The 20,262-nt window shown below is 40.0% G+C and carries 18 protein-coding genes, 4 tRNA genes and 1 riboswitch; of the genes, 3 read left to right on the forward strand and 19 right to left on the reverse strand.

Annotation, left to right across the window (positions count from 1 at the left end; translation table 11 throughout):
• Positions 1-199 precede the first annotated feature (199 nt).
• On the forward strand, positions 200-1,123 hold the full coding sequence (locus tag I5J82_RS16945; protein WP_198768822.1) for a DMT family transporter: 924 nt from the start codon (positions 200-202) through the stop codon (positions 1,121-1,123).
• A 219-nt stretch (positions 1,124-1,342) separates the two neighbouring features.
• On the opposite strand, the gene I5J82_RS16950 is transcribed toward I5J82_RS16945, so the two are convergent.
• The 5 genes from I5J82_RS16950 to I5J82_RS16970 form a co-directional block, all read right to left on the reverse strand.
• The gene (locus tag I5J82_RS16950; protein ID WP_198768823.1) at positions 1,343-1,822 is read right to left on the reverse strand and encodes an SRPBCC family protein; all 480 of its coding nucleotides are present in this window, start codon (positions 1,820-1,822) and stop codon (positions 1,343-1,345) included.
• Between the two features lie 139 nt (positions 1,823-1,961).
• Positions 1,962-3,308, reverse strand: coding sequence for an amino acid permease (locus I5J82_RS16955; protein WP_198768824.1), 1,347 nt, complete (start codon positions 3,306-3,308; stop codon positions 1,962-1,964).
• 134 nt (positions 3,309-3,442) lie between these two features.
• Positions 3,443-3,521: riboswitch (glycine riboswitch) on the reverse strand.
• 214 nt (positions 3,522-3,735) lie between these two features.
• Positions 3,736-4,443: an ABC transporter permease gene (locus I5J82_RS16960; protein ID WP_198768825.1), complete on the reverse strand. Its 708-nt coding sequence runs from the start codon at positions 4,441-4,443 to the stop codon at positions 3,736-3,738.
• 16 nt (positions 4,444-4,459) lie between these two features.
• The gene (locus I5J82_RS16965; protein ID WP_198768826.1) at positions 4,460-5,335 is read right to left on the reverse strand and encodes an ABC transporter ATP-binding protein; all 876 of its coding nucleotides are present in this window, start codon (positions 5,333-5,335) and stop codon (positions 4,460-4,462) included.
• Between the two features lie 17 nt (positions 5,336-5,352).
• Positions 5,353-5,976, reverse strand: coding sequence for an EcsC family protein (locus I5J82_RS16970; protein ID WP_233096519.1), 624 nt, complete (start codon positions 5,974-5,976; stop codon positions 5,353-5,355).
• A gap of 212 nt (positions 5,977-6,188) precedes the next feature.
• Here I5J82_RS16970 and I5J82_RS16975 point away from each other — a divergent pair, with 212 nt between their 5' ends.
• A complete protein-coding gene (locus tag I5J82_RS16975; protein WP_198768827.1) occupies positions 6,189-8,120 on the forward strand; it encodes a DUF2075 domain-containing protein in 1,932 nt (643 codons plus the stop codon).
• 41 nt (positions 8,121-8,161) lie between these two features.
• Positions 8,162-8,470, forward strand: coding sequence for a nucleotide pyrophosphohydrolase (locus I5J82_RS16980; protein ID WP_198768828.1), 309 nt, complete (start codon positions 8,162-8,164; stop codon positions 8,468-8,470).
• A 71-nt stretch (positions 8,471-8,541) separates the two neighbouring features.
• Here I5J82_RS16980 and rlmH read toward each other — a convergent pair whose 3' ends face one another.
• The 14 genes from rlmH to I5J82_RS17050 form a co-directional block, all read right to left on the reverse strand.
• Complete coding sequence (gene rlmH, locus I5J82_RS16985; protein WP_197190387.1) at positions 8,542-9,021, reverse strand: 23S rRNA (pseudouridine(1915)-N(3))-methyltransferase RlmH; 480 nt, start codon at positions 9,019-9,021, stop codon at positions 8,542-8,544.
• Between the two features lie 80 nt (positions 9,022-9,101).
• Positions 9,102-9,266, reverse strand: coding sequence for a CxxH/CxxC protein (locus tag I5J82_RS16990; RefSeq protein ID WP_137791296.1), 165 nt, complete (start codon positions 9,264-9,266; stop codon positions 9,102-9,104).
• 377 nt (positions 9,267-9,643) lie between these two features.
• Positions 9,644-10,852 carry a S1C family serine protease gene (locus I5J82_RS16995; RefSeq protein WP_198768829.1) on the reverse strand — a complete coding sequence of 403 codons (1,209 nt, stop codon included), beginning with the start codon at positions 10,850-10,852 and terminating at the stop codon, positions 9,644-9,646.
• A 156-nt stretch (positions 10,853-11,008) separates the two neighbouring features.
• Positions 11,009-11,806: an MBL fold metallo-hydrolase gene (locus tag I5J82_RS17000; RefSeq protein ID WP_197132778.1), complete on the reverse strand. Its 798-nt coding sequence runs from the start codon at positions 11,804-11,806 to the stop codon at positions 11,009-11,011.
• A gap of 16 nt (positions 11,807-11,822) precedes the next feature.
• On the reverse strand, positions 11,823-12,662 hold the full coding sequence (locus tag I5J82_RS17005; protein WP_198768830.1) for a two-component system regulatory protein YycI: 840 nt from the start codon (positions 12,660-12,662) through the stop codon (positions 11,823-11,825).
• Complete coding sequence (locus I5J82_RS17010; protein WP_198768831.1) at positions 12,663-14,066, reverse strand: YycH family regulatory protein; 1,404 nt, start codon at positions 14,064-14,066, stop codon at positions 12,663-12,665.
• Positions 14,063-15,898 (reverse strand): cell wall metabolism sensor histidine kinase WalK, encoded by a 1,836-nt coding sequence (walK, locus tag I5J82_RS17015; RefSeq protein ID WP_198768832.1) that lies wholly within the window; start codon positions 15,896-15,898, stop codon positions 14,063-14,065. Before walK ends, I5J82_RS17010 begins: the two co-directional genes overlap by 4 nt.
• 5 nt (positions 15,899-15,903) lie before the next feature.
• The gene (gene yycF, locus I5J82_RS17020) at positions 15,904-16,608 is read right to left on the reverse strand and encodes a response regulator YycF (protein ID WP_198768833.1); all 705 of its coding nucleotides are present in this window, start codon (positions 16,606-16,608) and stop codon (positions 15,904-15,906) included.
• A gap of 374 nt (positions 16,609-16,982) precedes the next feature.
• Complete coding sequence (locus I5J82_RS20560; RefSeq protein WP_198768834.1) at positions 16,983-18,443, reverse strand: peptidoglycan DD-metalloendopeptidase family protein; 1,461 nt, start codon at positions 18,441-18,443, stop codon at positions 16,983-16,985.
• A 202-nt stretch (positions 18,444-18,645) separates the two neighbouring features.
• Complete coding sequence (locus tag I5J82_RS17030; RefSeq protein WP_198768835.1) at positions 18,646-19,233, reverse strand: glycerol-3-phosphate acyltransferase; 588 nt, start codon at positions 19,231-19,233, stop codon at positions 18,646-18,648.
• Between the two features lie 456 nt (positions 19,234-19,689).
• Positions 19,690-19,765: transfer RNA gene (locus I5J82_RS17035), tRNA-Phe, on the reverse strand.
• Positions 19,766-19,772: 7 nt separating this feature from the next.
• Positions 19,773-19,848 (reverse strand) — tRNA-Asp (locus I5J82_RS17040).
• 38 nt (positions 19,849-19,886) lie between these two features.
• Positions 19,887-19,961, reverse strand: a tRNA-Glu gene (locus I5J82_RS17045).
• Positions 19,962-19,978: 17 nt separating this feature from the next.
• A tRNA-Lys gene (locus I5J82_RS17050) sits at positions 19,979-20,054 on the reverse strand.
• Positions 20,055-20,262: the final 208 nt, after the last annotated feature.

Raw genomic sequence — 20,262 nt, forward strand, 5'->3', positions numbered from 1 at the left:
CTAAAAGGACAGAAACACAGGAGTAAATGCGTTTCTGCCCTTTTATTTATGGATTCATGAAACAAAGGGACGGTTCTGCCGCTTCCTTCCCCTCGTTTCACAAGAACTTTCTTGACCCTAGCTAACTTCTCATCCTCATGTTTTTTCGAGGACAAGCATAAGATGGTAGAACAATTGACTGGGAAAGGAAAGCCTATCTATGATTTCATTTCGAAAAATGCTAGGAGCCTCATTGTATGCCACCATGTCCATCAGCCTTTGGGGAATATCCTTTGTCTCGACTAAAGCGGTACTGGACAAGCTTGATCCCTTTACTCTTCTGGTCATCCGTTTTGGTATAGGTGCATTATTTTTATTAGTACTTATCCTTGTAAAAAAGGAACATTCCATGAAGCTGCCGATACAGTATATCCCTCACTTAATCGTATTAGGGATTCTTGGTGTTTTTCTTCATCAAGTTATTCAGGCAAGCGCGCTTTTATCCATTGATGCATCCTCTGCAGGCTGGCTCATTACGTTATCCCCGATTTTCACCGTCGTTCTTTCCATGGTCTTTCTGCATGAAAAGATGACATTTTCAAAGGCTATTGGAATTATTTTGGCCATTAGTGGTGTGTTGCTGGTCACAACAGTAGGTGGAGACAGGTCATTAGGATTCTCGATCAACATCGGGTATCTACTGATGGTTCTCAGTACCTTAAATTGGGCCATTTATTCAGTTTTACTAAAAAGCCTAAAAGTGCCATTGCCTGCATTGGTCCTCACCTTTTACATGAGTACTTTGGGACTTTTGCTTACTCTCCCATTCATCTATCAGAACAAAAGCTGGGAAAAGCTTACTCTTCTAGATGGAGTAGAATGGGCTCATCTTATCTTCCTTGGAGTCTTTGTATCCGGTATTGCCTACTGGTACTGGGCAAAAGCATTAGAGGTGTTGGAGGCCACTCAAGTATCTGTTTTCTTATACCTTGAACCAGTCTCTACACTGATAGCAGCCGTGCTACTTCTACATGAAAAGGTTATTTATACCAGTATTCTAGGTGGAGCAATCATTATCCTTGGGGTTATTTTCGTAAATGGTCATCTAGTTGGACTGATAAATCGATGGAGTGCGAGGCGGTAGGGAAAGCAAAGGGACGGTTCTGCTGCTTCCTAACTTACAACTGTAAACACTAAAGGATTTACCTTTCCATCTAATAATATAATAAGAAGCACGAGAACCGTCCCCGCGCCCCTAAACTAAAAAACTAAAAGATACGCGCTGATGAATAGAATAACTGAAACAAGCCAGAGATTTAAAAAAATCTCTGACTTGTTAATCCGATAAATTTCATGTGTCTGTTTACAATTTCTCAGTAAAAGCAGCAAGATTTTCTAACGTGGACCTTAGTCCAGTGTCGTGATCTTCCTTACGAATACCTTCTGGTACGTTTTCACAAACGATGGTAACATTAGTGCCTCCCGAAACATCTTCCAATATCCATTTCTGTATCATCTCACCCGAGAAAGCAGGATCTTCGGAATTGAAGTTAACAGATTGGACAATTCGCTGGTTTGGGACCAGCTCCAAAAATGTTCCTTCCGCCACATCGGTGTTGTCCGACGTTTTGCCAAGAATCAACTCATCCAATTCATACGTAAGCGTCATTTTATAAGCTCCTTCTTCACGGCAATCATAGGTATCAATTTTACCCGACATCCCTTCAGGCGGAAGCCATTGAATGAGTGAATCCGGATTTATAATAGCTAGATAGACGATTTGAGGTGGAACTGGGATGACTTTTGAAGCAGTATCTGTTCTCCGATTTCTTGACAAATTCACCCTAAAAAACCTCCTTGTAATTAACTCTAAAGGAAAATTCGTCGCTTCCTGCTTATCACCTGCTTAAAGATGCTACTTATAAAATGTAAGATGTCTCTAAAGATCCAGATCAATGATGCATTCCAAATAACCAATCCTTTTATTTCAGCATAGGTTTTTTAAAAGCATACAAGAAAAATAATAAAATAAACCAAATGGGTGTCAGCAATAACGCCGGACGTGTAGCTTCTGCCACGAGCAGCACAATTAAAATGATCCCGAACAGCGCAAGCACCACATAGTTAATGAATGGAGCAAAAGGTGCTTTGAACGCCGACTTTTTGTGCAAATCAGATCGTGTCTTACGGTATTTAATATGGCTGATCAAGATCACGCTCCACACCCAAATGAAACAGATGGCACTGATGGTCGTTACGATGCCAAAAGCCTGCTCTGGAAGTAGCTTACTGAGAAGCGCTCCTACTGAAACAACAACAGCCGAAACCCAAAGCGCGTTTCCAGGCACAGAATTTTTCGTTAGTTTCTTAAAAGATCGAGGAGCCTGCTCACTCTTGCTTAATGTGAATAGAATGCGGCTCGTTGAAAATAACCCGCTGTTGCAAGCAGATGCCGCCGAAGTTAGCACAACAAAATTAATGATTCCAGCTGCAAGCGGAATTCCTATTAAGCTGAACGTTTTAACAAATGGACTTTCCGTCGCGTTCAATTGTGTCCAAGGATTGATGCATAGCAGCACGATCAATGCACCCACATAGAAAAATAGAATTCGAAGTGGAATCTTATTGATCGCAGATGGAATATTCTTTCTAGGATCAGATGTTTCTGCTGCCGCCACTCCGACCAACTCCACTCCGACAAACGCGAACACGACCATCTGGAACGAGAGTAAGAACCCAGTCATCCCGTTAGGAAACAAACCTCCATGATCCCACAGGTTGTTTATAGAGACTGTACCCGCATCCGTTTGGTAACCAATGACGAGTAGGACAACGCCAATCACAATCAACGCTAGAATCGTAATCACCTTGATCAAAGCGAACCAAAACTCCAATTCCCCGAAAAGCTTTACCGTTAACAGATTCAGCCCAAGTAAAAGAAGCAAACAGACAATCGCCGGGACCCACTGCGGTATGTCAAACCAATATTGAACATAGACACCGACCGCAATCACATCGGCCATCGCTGTCATGATCCAGCAGAACCAATACGTCCATCCTGTGATAAACGCAGCTCGCGGACCAAGATAGTCCTCCGCAATATCGGTAAACGACTCATAGCCTTCCTTTGAAAGCAGCAGTTCTCCTAACGCTCTCATCATAAAAAACAACGCGATCCCAACGATTAAATAAGCAAATATAACAGACGGTCCGGCAAGCTGAATCGCTTTTCCTGAACCTAAAAATAACCCAGTTCCAATCGTTCCGCCAATGGCAATCAGCTGCACATGGCGGTTAGCTAAATCTCTCTTCAACTCTTGCTGTGACACGTATGAATCCTCCTTCTAAGATGCAAATCAAACGCAAAAAAAAGAGACTGGAAGAATCTCCAATCTCTTGTACATTAGAATATGAAAAAAGCATTCACTGCGCTATAAATGACAGGCACAACAATGTCAAAATTCAATACTCTTCTGTCCGTTTGCCTGAGATGGTGAACCCTTCGGCGCCGCTAACAAAGCGGTCTCTCCAGAAGCTGCTCCTGCTGTAATACGACCTACAGCGATCATAGCTTGCTATCTATAAGTTTTTAGTAGTTCTAAATATAATTTTCAATACTATTACGGAGTTGAGGTTTTGTCAACTGTACAATACTGGTTAAAGGTTTTAACTTTTACCATTTGCTCATAAATATTGGGTTGGCTTGAAACTAACAGACCAAAGCCTAAAGATGCATAGGAACATTTCTCTTACCCTTCATTGCACTCTTCTTTTTTGTACGAAAGCTATGAAAATTGATAGGAAGAACAAGCTATAAAGTATAATCCATCCAAACTTTTCATAAGCCTGAACAGGAAATACATTTATTTGATTGTCATCTATACTCATAATTTCCAAACAATAACGTAAAGGTGGTGTAATCCAGCTAATAAATTGTAGGATCTCGATTTTTGCCACAGCTATTACTAATGTTCCTATAAGAACACTACTTACACCCCACCAAGTGTTTGCATTACTTCTCACAAGGTCTCTCGTAAAAAAAGATGAAAGTGCTACAGAAAGGATAGCCAGGCTAAAATGTGCTAAAAATCCCATAGCAATATGAGCATTATTTAATCCTGGGGAAAAGGCATTAAAAGTAACAGGATATAAAACAGCTAAAATACTTAGTACCACACTGATTAGTATACAAACTAATTCAAGTGCAATATAATATGTCTTCTTATTCTTAAGATGCATTATAGTAATATTTTTTTGCCCCTCATCCTCTGCATGAAAAATAGTAATAGTAAACCATCCCATAATAAAAAAGAGCAAAATTGAAGTATAAGCGTAGCTATCTAAGATTGGATTGGGTACGTAGGTATAGTTAATTACAAGCATCATAATAAACACTGAAAATGGCGGAATATACTTATATGTTCGGAAATAAGTGGAAAAGTGGTATAAAATCAAACCCTTCACTGTTTAAATTTCCTCCTTAAAACTGCTTAAAGAATTCATTTTCTCTCTTATGTAAAGGCGCTAACAGCCTTATTAAAGCACCGCGGTCCAGAAATTCACTAACTATTTTATTTGTTTGTTTTTGACTCACATTCAGTTCTATCAATCTTCTTCCGGCATCAATTTCCTTTTCATAGGTAATAATATGTTTCAATGCATCGATGGAAACAGCTTTCGGTAATTCGAATACGAGTCTATTTAAAGGTTCACTATGTTCTTGTTGATTATCGATTTGAATAATCCTACAATCTTGAATGACATTTATTTGGTCCGCAACCTCTTCTAGTAGCTTGGTTTCATGACACGTTAAAACTATACTAATATTGCTCTTCTTTAAGGAAATTAATAACTCTTCCAAATCATTTTGTGCCTTTAAATCCAGGCCTGAAAGCGGTTCGTCCATAATTAACAAATCAGATTCTTCTAACATTGCTTGCATAATAATAACTTTTTGTTTCATTCCTTTTGAAAAATGAGTGATTCGAGTATTTCTTTCGTCTTCCAAGTGAAAAACTTCAAGTAAGCTATCAATACGTTTTTTCAGCCACTTAATAGGTAATCCTCTAATCGTTCCCATATGTATGAGATATTCAGTCGGTGTAAAAGGTAAAAACACAGGGGTTTGCTCAGGTACATAACCAATTTTAATAGGCGGATCGTTCCGATATAGGATTTGACCGCTATCAGGTTTTATTATTCCGCCAATCATCTTCAACAATGTACTCTTTCCCGAACCATTTGCTCCGACAATTGCCGTTACCTTGTTAGGTGGAATTGAAAGCGATACATTATCTAAGATCATTTTCTTTTGAAACGATTTGCTTACTATCTGTAGATCAACAATTGTGTCCAATCAAACACACCCTTTACCTATTGAAATACTTTCTTCGCTGTCTTTCCTATTGTATTAGTACCTATACCATCAACCGCCCCGCCAATTAATCCACCTACTAAAGGTACAGCTTTTCCTAAGTTAATAATTCCTTTTTCTCCGAATTTCGTTACTAATCTGACGCCTACAGCTTTATTTATTGCTTTTATAACTTCTCCAGGTATTTTTTTTATGGCCTCTTTAGCGATAGCAGTTCCGAATTTAACTCCAGCCTGTTTAAAAATATCTGTAGCAGCTTGTCCAGTCAGACATACAAATACAAAAGTCTTTACTTGGTCATCTTTTAACTCGTAACCTCTCATGTAGGCTATAGTAGCTATCATCCTAATTTGCACATACATAACTGATGCAATATTTGATGGAACGGCTACAGGTAATGTTATTAAACCTCCTAATCCAGTTACAAAACCACTTGTTACACCTTTAGCATTTTGCCATCGGATTAAGCTATCAATAGCATCATCTACAGAAGTATGCTTTCTTAAATAGTTTTCTGCTAGCTCTGCTGCCGTGTCGGTTCCAGGTAATCCATTTACTGCTTTTTCATAGGCCCAATCTAATACTTGAGTTATTTTACTTTCTGTTAAACTATTTTTGGACAAGATGATCTCTCCTATATCGATTCTTTAAATAGAAAAATATGTAAAATGCAAGTATTATTTTATCATAAAAGCGACAAAACCCATCAAATAAAAATAAAACTGAGTTTAATTATACTCACATTAAACTTTTACAAATTTTTGAATGATAACTCTGTTCCTTTTAGTAAAGTGATAAAATATATGGAGAAGAATTCCAAAGAGGTGACGCTAACTTGATTATTTACGAAGCGACCAAGACTGAATTTATATCCGATGTTACAAACGAGCTTCTCGTCGAACGTCTTTACGAGTCATACCAACAGAAAATCGGCCGTACTTCTAAAAGTGAAATCCACTCATGGGAGAATTCTCTTCACCGCATGTCAAATGTGATGCAGGATAACGAGATTCCAGATGATACATCTGTCGCGATAGAATTCAAGATTCCAAATACATCTAAACGTGTCGACTTTTTAATAGCTGGCCATGACGGTGCTCAAGATCATGTGGTGATTGTAGAGTTAAAACAATGGTCTGAGGTTGAAAAGGTAACGTCTAAAGATGCACTTGTGTCTACCTATCTTGGAGGAAAAATGAGAACGGTCACGCATCCATCTTATCAAGCTTGGTCATACGCTGCTTTAATTGAAGATTTTAATCAGAATGTACAAGATCAACATATTGCATTGAAACCGTGTGCCTATTTACATAACTATCGAAAGTTAGAAAATGACCCATTGATGGATCCTCACTATTCAGATCATCTCGCTAAAGCACCTGTGTTTGCAAAAGGTGAGATACAGAAATTAAGAGATTTTATAAAGAAATATGTTCGTTACGGTGACCATAACCAATTGATTTATCAGATTGAGCGAGGTAAAATTCGGCCGTCTAAATCCTTACAAAATTCACTCGCAAGCTTATTAAAAGGTAATCAAGAATTTGTGCTTATTGATGAACAAAAAGTGTTTTACGAAGATGCCTTTCACTTAGCAATTGAGAGTATCAAAAGCAATCAGAAGACAGTAATGGTAATTGAAGGAGGACCAGGAACCGGGAAATCCGTTATGGCTATAAATCTTCTTGTCAATCTTATCAATGAAGACTTAACAGCATTATATGTCTCAAAAAATTCAGCTCCACGTAGCGTTTATGCTTCTAAACTGAAAGGCACCATCAAGAAAACACAAATCGATAATCTATTTAAAGGTTCAGGCAGTTTCTATGAATCAGAAAAAAATGAGTTTGACGTACTCATAGTAGATGAAGCTCATCGTTTGAATGAAAAGTCAGGATTGTTCAGCAACTTAGGCGAAAACCAGATAAAAGAAGTAATCCATTCATCTAAATTTACTATTTTCTTTATAGATGAAAACCAAAAAGTGACTCTAAAAGATATTGGCAGTATAGATTTAATTAAAAAGTTTGCCAATGAGTTAGATGCTGAAATAGTACAAGGCAAACTCACTTCACAATTTCGATGTGATGGATCTGATGCATATATGGCCTGGTTGGATGACGTACTTCAAATTAGAAAAACGGCGAATGCAAATGATAGAGGCGTTGATTATGATTTTAGAGTGTACGATGACCCGAATAATATGCTGCAGGAAATTGAAGAGCTAAATAAGAAAAACAATAAATCACGTATGCTTGCCGGTTACTGCTGGGAGTGGCCAAAAAATGGCCGAACGAATACTCTTCATAAAGACATTGTTATTCCGGAATATAATTTTAATATCAGCTGGAACCTCTCTGACAGTATATGGGCAATACATCAGGATTCTGTCTCTGAAGCAGGCTGTATTCACACATCTCAAGGACTTGAATTTGATTATGTAGGTGTTATTATTGGGCCAGACCTTGCCTTTCAGGATGACCAGGTAATGACCGACTACACAAAACGCGCAAAAACTGATCAATCTCTTAAAGGTATTAAGACGCTAGCAAAAGAAAATCCAGAAAAAGCTCATGAGCTGGCAGATCAAATTATTAGGAATACATACCGTACACTAATGACTAGAGGACAAAAGGGATGTTTCATCTTCTGTACAGATCCAGATTTAAATGAGTATTTTAGAGAACGACTGAAAAAATCAGTTGTTTATCAGGATTTGTCACCTCGTCAGGCAGAAGTAGCTGCGGAAGATCGGGGTAAGTATTAAAGCTAGATACTAAACAAACAAACTTAAAAGGGATGAACAACATGAATGAAATTAAGCAGCTAATAAACGCTATCAATGAATTTCGAGATGAAAGAGGATGGAAACCTCACCACAATCCAAAAGATCTTGCTATTTCTATTTCCATTGAAGCAGCTGAACTATTAGAAGATTTTCAGTGGAAAAGCAGTGAAGAGGCTGTAGAACAAAACATTGAAAATATTAAAGAAGAAATCGCTGATGTTTTCATCTACGGACTTATGCTCTGCAATGAACTGGATTTGGATGTTGAAACAATTATTAAAGATAAGATTAAGAAAAATGGGTTGAAGTATCCTGTTTCAAATAGTTAAATACTAAAAAAATACAATATGCAAGAGGAAACAGCACCTTCTTTATTAGGTGCTGTTTCTTTAAGAAATAATTATTTGTGATACGGTTCCCCTCGATTAATCCGAAACGCACGATAAATCTGCTCCACCAAAACAAGCTTCATCAACTGATGCGGATAAGTAATCTTACCAAAAGAAATCTTCTCATTCGCACGTTTCATGACAGCATCACTTAACCCTAATGACCCTCCAATGACAAATGCCACTTTGCTTTTCCCATAAGTCGCAAGCTGATCTAAATTCTTAGCCAAATCCTCAGATGAAACAGCCTTTCCTTCGATCGCCATTGCAATCACATGAACATCTTGGCCGATCTTTGCTAGAATTCTTTCACCTTCAGCGTTTTTTACCATGATCATCTCTTGATCACTTAGTGTTTCAGGTGCTTTTTCATCAGGAACCTCGATGATTTCTACTTTTGCATAAGGTCCTAGTCGCTTTAAGTATTCATCAATACCTAGTTTTAAGTATTTTTCTTTTAATTTCCCTACGGAAACGATTGAAATATTCACTTGTTGAAAACTTCCTTTCAAATAAGTTATCCCCAGAACTTATCCACATATGCACAATTAGTGCTATATCTTGTAGGCGTTCATATGTTCGATACTTTATATGCACCTTTGTTATCGCAGTATTCACAACCTGTTGATAACTCGTCATTCTCTGTTAGTAACTCTACAACTGGTGGCGTTTCAAACTCATCCACAATGATGTCAATCGCAAGCTCAGCATGGTCTTTGCAGCAAATAATAACCAAATCTTTTCACTCCTAACTTATCCACAATCCTTCTTCTTACACTAACGAATTTACAGCTATGTGTAAACAATCCGCTTAAATAAAGTTGTCCACATGTTGAATCAACTATTAGTTCTTTTCTTAAATGGTGGGGACGTTTTTCTTCTCTTTATCTTTTATTTTCCTTCACCGATAAGTTGATTGTAGTGTAAGGTGCGAGACTCCTGCGGGACAGGTGGGCAGGTGAGACACTTAAGAGTGAAACGTACGAATGTGGCTCACCGCCTGCCCCGCGGAAAGCGAGCAACCTGTAACGAAAATTAACTCACTCTCAAAGTCACCTAAGCACCATCTAACATAAAAAAACAGGAGACCCTAAAGCCCCCTGTTTCCCACTTTTATTGAGATTGCTTCCCGCCGCTCAATTCAACTTTCACGGTCTTCTTCTTACCATCACGGTAATACGTCACATCCACCTCATCACCAATCTTCGCTTTTGTATAAAGGAACTTACGAAGAGCGATTGGGTCTTTGATCTTCTCTCCACCCATCTCGACAATAACGTCCATTTCCTTAATACCCGCACGCGCTGCTGGTGAAGCTGACGTGATCTCCATAACAACGACACCTTCTTTTACGCTGTCTGGGATCTTTAGTGTTTGCTCACGCTGATACGTGTTCACTTGAGAAAGCGGGATGATGTTAACGCCTAAGAAAGGTCTGCGTGTCTCACCATATTTCTCAAGGTCTTCAATGATCGGTTTTGCCACATCAGATGGAATGGCGAACCCGATTCCTTCTACTTCGTTCTGTGCGATTTTAGAAGAGTTGATTCCAATCACCTGACCGGAGATATTTATTAAAGCACCACCGCTGTTACCAGGGTTGATCGCTGCATCTGTTTGGATGACTTCAGCTTGCCAATCTGGGTTTCCGTCTTGATCGAGATCAACTGGAATCGAACGGTCCGCACTAGATACAACACCTTGTGTCACGGAACCAGGGAAGTTTCCGAGTGGGTTACCGATGGCAATGGCAGGTTCTCCACGTTTTAAATCACCGGATACCCCAAACTCCGCTACACTATCAACTTTGCTGCCGTCAATTTCAACTACAGCTAGATCCATCAGAGGATCTGTTCCGCGTAGTGTTCCTTTAAGCTTCGTACCGTTGCTAAGCGTGATCTCAATCTGGTTCGCGTCCGCAACAACGTGATCGTTTGTTACTACGTACGCTTTGTTGCCTTCTTTTTTATAAATAACACCTGATCCTGTGCCCGCAGGCTGCTGGCTCCAAAAATCAGTCTGCTGAATGTTGATAACTTCCACTACGGCTCCAGATGCTTTATCAACGGCATCCGTTACATTCGTAGTCAAATCGACATCCACTTTTCGCTGTTCTACATTTTCGTCAGTACCCAGCCCATTTTCCTCTTCGTTCGGAGGATACAGATTATCTGGTAAAAGACCAGCTCCTCCTAGTGCAGGCACTGTAAATAAGACAAGCAAACCGCCTAGAATGGCTCCTAGCAACGCTGGTAGAAACTTTCCTCCGCGGTTTCCTTTTTGTCGAGATGGTGATTGATAATCATCATCGTAATAGCCCATATGCTCCTCACCGTTCCTTTCAACAATTAAATGGATGAAGTCATAACCTAGTATAAGCAATTAGTCCTGAAATTATGGACATTTTGGGTTATTTTTCATAATTTCCCACACTTATTGTTATTTCCGGAAACGGCTTACTTTAAACAAGTAAGTATTTTATACTAAAGCGAGCTTTGTTGGCTGACTCGCATCTGTATCGTGCAGAATCACTTGTTCACCCGCTGAGATATCATACGTTTTTAACGTTTGCTCCACAGCTAAGCGAGCAATATCCTTCATATTGTTATCTTTACTCAAGTGAGCAAGATAGATATGTTTCGTCCCATCACCGATTACATCAGCAAGAGCATGTCCACAATCCTCGTTCGAAATGTGACCATGGTCCCCTAGAATACGGCGTTTAATATTCCACGGATATCGTCCCATCATGAGCATGTTGATGTCATGGTTAGATTCGATCACAAGCGAGTGGCTGTCACGGATAATTCCTTTCATACGATCACTCACATAGCCTGTATCCGTCATAAGAGCAAGCTTTCGGCCGTTGTGATGGAACACATAAAACATGGGCTCCGCCGCATCATGAGACACGCCAAAAGATTCAACTTCTAGATCGTTGAACGTTTTCACACTTTCCATTTCAAACTCAAACTTTTGCTCGGTCGCCACTTCTCCAATCAAGCCGTTCATGGCATTCCACGTGTTTTTGTTCGCATAGATCGGCAGCTTGAACTTCCGAGCCAGCACACCGAGTCCTTTTATGTGATCGCTATGCTCGTGCGTGACGAGGATTCCATCAATGTCAGCCACCTCACCACATGCTGCTTTTTCAAATAAAATCTGAATCTGTTTGGCACTTAAGCCTGCATCCACAAGCAAGCGTGTTTGTTCGGTTTCAACGTAAACAGCGTTTCCCGAACTGCCGCTTGCAAGAACGCTAAATTTTAAACTCATAACCGCATGTTCCTCTCTACTCTGCCTTTTCCGTCAAAACTTGAATGGAACTGTCAGTCGCATTAACTAAATACTGTCCGTCCTTGGTTTCTATGAACCATGTAGGGGTATAAACTTGAACTTCCCCTTCACCTACAAGGCTATAGTGGCCAAGCTCTACTTTTTGTATATGATCACCTTTTTGAAGGTTCGTTTCTAATAGTTTCTCAAGCGCCTTACTAGGTGAGATGATCTGTTGAAAAGCTCCCTGTCTCGTAATAAAGAGATAGGTTTGCGTAAAACTAGTAAGATTTCCTTTGTCATCAAGCTTAAACTTGATCATTCCGTTCGGTACATCAAAATCTTTTCCATCCGCGACAATACCAAAATTAGTAGGGTTATAGAAGACCTTCTTCTCTTGATAGACTTGCGTAAACCACACTGTGTTGCTTTCTTTATCCCATTCGTAAAAAGCGTATTCTTTACCGCGGGTAATGTTCTCTTCTGCAAACTGATTAAGCTCTGAGATCAAATCTTTTGAATCCTTTTTCGGAAGATCCATCGGTTTACTAAGATCATATTGAAGAGTGATGTCGGTGCTCGCTTCACTATCAAGCGATACATTTTTTGCAGGAGATTTCTTCTCTTCTTCAGAAAACTTGTAACGCTGTGCACTGATCAAGGTTTGTTTTTCTTTATATTTCGGCAGCTTTTCCGAAAGTGAAATTTCGTTATTCGCTAACCGCTCTTCTAAAGGCTGATCCGTAAGTCTCGAGATGTTGTTAATGTCGTTCTTTTGATAAAGCTGATACCCCAAGAATAGATTTAAGACAAGAAAGGTAAGGATAAAAATGCTTTTTGTTCTTTGCCAATTCAATTAAAATCCTTCCTTTCCTGTCTGTGAAAATAATGGCTGCCATCCTTTAGCATCATAGTTAATAAACCATTGTGGTTCTAGCTTATATACGTGTGGTTCTTTTTGCTTTTTTATCGTGAATCCAATACGAACATCTTGAACATAGTTCTTGTTGTAATCTTTTTCTTCAAGCTCTTTAATAACGTCGAGCCCTGACTGAATGTTAACCTTTTGTGAGAGATAAGACTTTTGATCGAGTTGTAACTGAACGAGTGAACGCTGATATTCCTTAAGCTCGTTTTCATACCACACTAGGTTCATCTGCATCTCAGGATCCAACACAGGCAGGTTCTCAACAAACAGCCAGAAGTTTGCTGAATACGTTGATAGATTGGAAAGGATAAATGGGTTGCCCCAGCCAGCATGCGTATTGATGTAGTCTAAGGATTGATAGAGTGGTGAAATGTTTGGTGTTGTATTAGGGTTCCGATTTCCTGCAAAGTTTGTGAACGTGAAACGATTTTGCACCTCATTCACAACCATTGCAGCTGTTCCATCAGCATACGTGATCTGATTTTTATCAGAAGCACTTTTAACGGCTAACGGATCTTTGAACAGCGCTTTTTTATACATTTCATACGTATCCTCACCTGTTGCTTTTGAAAAGTACGTATGGCGAGTTAAGGCTAGAGACTCTTTAGGAAAGTAAAACTTTCTTAAGATTTCTCCTTGACCTTCTTGTCCGTCACCCTCAATGTCATACTCGATATAAGGAATCAAGTTCCCTGTATCGACCCACTTATCCATATCTCTTATTAACGGATTTAGCTGATTATTAGTGGCCCTAATCTTTTGCATCTTTTTTTGTTGATAAGAAACAAGATAGCCTTCAATACTATCTGTCAACTTATCTTGATACAAGAAGATTCGATCCACATTTTGTGGTTTAGTTGCTTGGATCTCGGATTCAATCGAGAAGATCTCTTTGTAGATATCCTGACTCATGCCTACTGGAAAAATAATCTCCACATACTTGTTATCTCGTAGGAATTTTTCTTCCGGATCGAAAGCCCGATTATTCTTAGAGCCTGTATCAAGCGTAAATTTTGTTTCGTTCAAGCCCATATGGAACTCTTTCAATAAGTTGTTCGCTTCAAGTCCATATAACTCATCTCCACTGTGGTAGATTACCTGTGTTGGGTAGACGAGTTGTTTCACGCCAGCTTCGACATCTACTTCCTGCTTCTTAACGATACGAGCTCCCTCTAGTGATGGATAGCTTGGTTTGAATGTCCATAAGCTCCATGTGAGGACAAGGCTCAATCCGATCAAAAAAGTGAGCGCGATCGACTTGATATGCTCATAATTCTTCTTGAAAAAAGTGATTACTTCTTTTGCATGTGTAATCCACTTTAACCAGTTCATTGCAGCCCCTCCTTAACCTTTTTTAAAGGAAGAGTGAAGTGGATGGTCGTTCCTTGGCCCCATTCACTTTCTGCCCAAATGTCTCCGCCATGCGCAAGTACGATTTCTTTTGCGATCGCAAGACCAAGGCCAGTGCCTCCAATATCTCTTGAACGAGCACGATCCACTCTAAAGAATCGATCAAAGATCTTAGAAACGTTGTTCTTTGGAATCCCAACACCTTGATCTGAAATACTTACCTTCACTTTTCGCCCGATTACGGAAGCTTTGAAGGTGATCGTTCCACCTTCAGGAGAATATTTCATCGCGTTCGAGATGATATTATCGAGCACTTGTGTCATCTTATCGGTATCCAATTGAACGTTGATCTTTTGCTTAGGTAGCGATCGAGATAGTTCAATGTTCTCTTTTTCAAGCATCTCAAAGCGATCGATGATGCCGTTTAAGAATTCGACAAGATCAATTTCAAAAAAGTTAAATCGGTAATCTTTGCTGTCCATTTTTGATAATTGAAGCAGATCGGTTACGAGTCTGATCATTCGTTCTGTCTCATTCTGAGTAACCTCAAGGAAACGCGGAGCGATGTTCTCATCTTGCCACGCCCCTTCAGCTAGCGCCTCCAGATAACTTCTCATCGTCGTAAGCGGTGTTCGTAGCTCATGTGAAACGTTAAATACAAACTCTCTTCGTTCGTTATCGATCTGTTCTTGCTCTGTAACATCATGAAGAACACAAATAAGACCATTGATTGGCCCGTCATCTTTTTGTATCGTTGAGAAGTTTGCTCTCACGACATAATGCATATCGTCCGTACTAAAATCGAGCAGCATGGATTCGTATTCGTTATAAAGCTCTTCCCACGTATATTCTGTATTTAAGCGCAATAGCTCCATAAGAGGCGTTCCTAGAGCGTTCTGCCTAGAGATGTTCAGCATCTCTTCAGAACGGTCATTCATCAGGATGATGGCACCGTCACGATCTGTCGCGATCACACCATCTGTCATGTACGTAAGAACGGAACGCAGCTTTCTTCGTTCACTCTCTGTAATGGCCGTTGCTTCTTGCAGCTTTGTTGTTAAGTTGTTAAAAGTCATCGCAAGCTGACCGATCTCATCATCTCCATACAGCTGAACTTTACGAGAAAAGTCCCCTCTCGCCATAACAAGAGCTTGCTTTCTCATATCTGCCATAGGCCGTGTGATCGTACGCGCCAAAAAGACACCTAGAAGTCCTGTAATAATAAGAGCGATCACTGTTCCGGTCACTAGGATGCTATTGATACGTGCAATCTGTTTAAAGATGCCTTCAATAGAAGCTACTAAATAGATAGCACCAATGTTTTCACCGGTATCATCAATTTTGATCGGTTTTGCGAGCACCATGACCCGCTCTCCTTCATGAAGCATGATCTCATCATCGACCGTTCCTTCAAGAGCAAGCTTGATCTTAGGGTTGAAGCTGATCTGCCCCACTAGCTGCGGTTTATTGCTCGCAAGAACCATACCTTCATCATTAAGTACTTGAATCTCTTTCTCTTCGAACTCCTCATCAATTAACGCTTGAATATCTTTTCGAAGCAATAATGCTGGTTCACCGTCTATATCATTTTCAGACTTATATCTACCCTTATCTTTATCCTTCATCTTTTGCTCAACGTTAAACTCTAATAAATTGACTCTATCGTAAAGTGATTTAGAGAAGCTCTGCCGTAGATCAGATTCTAGATTATTAATAAAATAAACGCTGATCACTTGCATGGCTATTAAGATGAGCAACACATAAATCAATACAAACTTAACGTGTATTGATTTAAAAAAATTGACTTTATCCATCATGACTACTCCTGATCAGGATTTCTTAGGTAATACCCCACTCCGCGTCTTGTAATAATCCATAATGGGTGACTCGGATTATCTTCTACTTTCTCACGCAAACGACGAACCGTTACATCGACCGTTCTTACATCGCCAAAGTAGTCGTATCCCCATACGGTTTGAAGCAAGTGTTCACGGGTCATCACTTGTCCGATATGTTTTGCTAGATAGTGCAGCAGTTCAAATTCACGATGTGTTAACTCTATCGTTTCACCACGTTTGGTCACGATATAAGCATCAGGATGAATCGTTAGAGACCCAATTGTAATCTCATTGTTCTCATCTACTTCACGCTCTGATTCCTGCTGATGACGGCGCAGGTTGGCCTTAACACGTGCAATTAGTTCACGCGTGCTGAACGGCTTTGTCACGTAATCGTCAGCACCAAGCTCTAAACCTAATACTTTATCAATTTCTGAATCTTTTGCCGTTAGCATAATGATCGGCATATCATACTTTTTACGGATCTCACGGCAAACTTCCATGCCATCTTTTAAAGGAAGCATGATGTCGAGCAAAATCATATCCGGCTTCTCTTTTTCTACCTTTTCTAATGCACTAATGCCGTCATATGCACAGTTTACAGTGAATCCCTCTTTTTCAAGATTAAACTGCAGAATATCTGCAATGGGTTTTTCATCATCCACAACGAGAATTTTCTTATCCATGGGAACGCTCCTTCTTTCAGAAACTCTATTTTATATATAGCAGAATATTTTGTAGTATCGATTATATGGTATCTCTACTATTTTATCACAGTTGAAACTTTCTCCATACTACTAGCAAAACCTTCTAATTTTAGACAAAGAAAAGTTATACTCTGCATGAAAAACCTCCCAGGAATTAATTATTCCTGAGAGGTCTTTGACATGTGTTTATTCCTTAGCATCATTGAGAGGTTGATTGGAGTGGAAGGTGCGAGACTCCTAGGGGATCAGCGGGACAGGTGAGACTCTTAACAGCGCAGAGCGCTAAGAGGCTCACCGCACGCCCCCTGGAAAGCGAGCAACCTGAAACGGAAATCAACCATCCCTAATATTCTTTAATTAACACTTACAAAATCAGCTGGATCTTTAAGCACACCGTTCTCATACACTTCAAAATGCAGATGCACACCAGTCGATTGACCCGTTGAACCCATCACACCGATCTTAGACCCCTTCTGCACCACATCACCTGCAGTTACAGACATTGAATCAAGATGAGCATAAATAGTTCTCATGCCGTTATTGTGATCAATGATGATCTTGTTCCCATAATCTCCATCCCAACCTGCAGAAACAACTCTACCGTTGTCAGCAGCTAAGATTGAGCGTTCTGAAGGTCGAGCAATATCCATCCCTTTATGCTCTTTACCCCATCGCGTGCCTTTATGACTAGAAATATATCCACCTACAGCCGGCCATGAAAGAGTGCCTGTCCCTTTAGAAGGAATCACTTTTGTTCCAATCTTTTGGATCTCCGTAACTGGCGCCTTCACTTGCTTCTTCTCTAAAATCTCTTTTTGAAGCACTTTGTTATCGGCTTTTCTTGTTGTATACGTAATATCTTCAAATCCAAGTTGTCCTTTTTGAACCGTTTTGATCTGTCCTTTTTCAAGCGTACTGTCTTCTTGTTTCTCAACCTGGAAAGGAAGCTCATTTTGAACACGCGTTGCTTCGTACACGAGTACTTCAGTAAAAGGTTTTTTCTCTGTAACTGTTACAGACTGTCCAGCACGAATAACCGGTACAAACATGAGTCTCGTATTAAGCGTATAGAACTGATCCATCGTTAAGTGATACTTCTCAGCAATCGACTTAACCGTTTCTCCTTTTTGAACAACATGCTCTTTTTTATGGAGACTGCCTTCTTTTAGAGAAGAAATCGCATCATCTACCGTAACAAGCTCACTGATGGATGTTTGCGCTTTTTGAATAAGAACCGGTGCTGAAAAGTCGATATCTACTACTTTACGTTCTCCAGGCTTTAAGTCCGGTACTTCAAGCTTTTCGTTCTCAGCTTTCTTTTTTTCAATTGTATCTAGCTCAGCCTTCGAGACATGCTCGAGCTTTAGCTTCAGCAAGGTATCTTTTGCTTCTTTTTTACTGGAAACATACGCAACAGTTTGCCCGCCAACGACTAAACGATAAGCCTCAACTTCAACCGTTAGCTGCTTTCTTAAATTCTCTCTGACTTCCTGATTATCGAACTCTGGTCTGAACATCTTTTCAGGCTTAAGCTCGATAGATTCCCTTACAGCAAAAGCAAAGTTGCTCTTTCTGCCTTTTGCCTGCTGTAGGATTTGTTCAACTGTCTCATGAACAACACCCTCTTCACGGACCGTTCCGATCTTCTTTCCATCTACATACACGTGATACACCGTTTTGATCAACTGGTTATCGTCGTTACTAGCGGATGTGTTCGATGGATTCATCGTGAATGCTGATACTATTAGAATCACTGCAACAAACGGCAGTGCAATATATTTAATAAATCTTTCAGTGGTTTTTCGACTATTCACTTTTTCTATTTCCCCCTAAAGATTCTCTCTGCGATCTCTATATCGTGTCTAAAGTCCTATCTCTATTTATGTCTTTAGCACCTCTAGTATCCTATCATAAGGAATTTCGCTTTGTCAGAATTTCAGGGATTTTGTAATGCAACTGTAAATAAACGACATAAAAAAGAGTATAAAATCACCGATTTATACCCTTTTTTAACACCTATTCCGTTAATTTGATGCGTTCTTTAATATCTTCTTTTTGAACATAAACAACAAGAAAACTGATCGGAATCAGAAGCAACGTCTCTAGCCACTGCTTTTCAAACAGCCAATAGAAGAAAGGAGTGAGTGCAAAAGCAAAGAGTCCCGCTACGGTTAGACTTCTTTTTATTCCGTAAAAGAGTAGAAACGCAGCAGCTACAAGAACGGCAGATATGGGGTGAAAGATGATCATCCCTCCGATAAAAGAAGCCACTCCCTTTCCACCATGAAAACGAAGAAAGATGGGATAGAGATGTCCGAGAATTACTGCTAAAAAACCGAGAAGCTGAATATATGGTGGATATTGAAATTGTATACCTGCCCAAACGACCGCAGCCGCTTTTAAGATGTCACCAGCTAACGTGAGTACAAACCCCGATGGTCCTAACACTCTGCCGGCATTCCGAGCTCCTATATTTCCGCTGCCTAATAATCGTAAATCTACGCCTTTTATAAGCTTTGCTACAAGAAACCCTGTCATGATTCCTCCAACAAGGTAACTCGCGATCAAATACAGCGCCCATTGAAATTCCATCTGTATGATCACTACCTTCCTCATCCCGATTGATACACTATATTCGAACGATTGAGTACTTATCCCTCTTTGTCAGCATTAAAAGTCTATAGTAGGTGTAAAATGTTGCAAAAGTGAGTGTGTAGATGCTGATATGTGCTGTTCATTCATTTGCGCAAGCTTTTTTGGAGGCAAATCAGTGGTGTTTTCGCTGCTTGGAAGGAGTCTGCACAGATACCTAAGGGGGTACTTGAGCTGTTAATTAAGTCTAATCTTGATGTAATTAAGTTTAATTGAAAAAAATTAAGTCTAAATCGCTAGCAATTAAGTCACGGAGACAAAATAAAGGCGATTCGATCATTCTCGACAAAGATGTCCCCGCTCTATACCCTCACCAAGGCCTACCTAACAGCAACCATACACAAATGCAAAAAAAAGCATGCTCCCTTTTCAAGGAACATGCAACATGTTTTAGGATTTAAAGTAAAATGGTGGCTCGAGACGGAATCGAACCGCCGACACGAGGATTTTCAGTCCTCTGCTCTACCATCTGAGCTATCGAGCCATAAAAGTGGCGGACCCGACCGGGGTCGAACCGGCGATCTCCTGCGTGACAGGCAGGCATGTTAACCACTACACCACGAGTCCACTTAAAATGCTTTTATTTACTTTACTTAAAGAAAAAATGGTGACCCGTACGGGATTCGAACCCGTGTTACCGCCGTGAAAGGGCGGTGTCTTAACCGCTTGACCAACGGGCCACTTTTTTAAAAAAAAGTGGTGAGCCATGAAGGACTCGAACCTTCGACCCTCTGATTAAAAGTCAGATGCTCTACCGACTGAGCTAATGGCTCGTGCTAAAATTTCGTCGGACCCTGTCTCTTCCTCTACGAGTTTAGAGTTCAGTTTATCCGTCGAGACAACTCGTAGTTCAATCACGATGAATCGCTCGTGACTGAGCTAATGGCTCGTGCTTTGTTTTAAAACGTTTGTCGTTTTTTCACGACAAGTGTTACTTTATCACGTTATAAAAGCTTTGGCAATATGTTTTCGATATATTTT

Origin of the sequence: Fictibacillus halophilus (assembly GCF_016401385.1) — a bacterium.
Lineage (GTDB): Bacteria > Bacillota > Bacilli > Bacillales > Fictibacillaceae > Fictibacillus > Fictibacillus halophilus.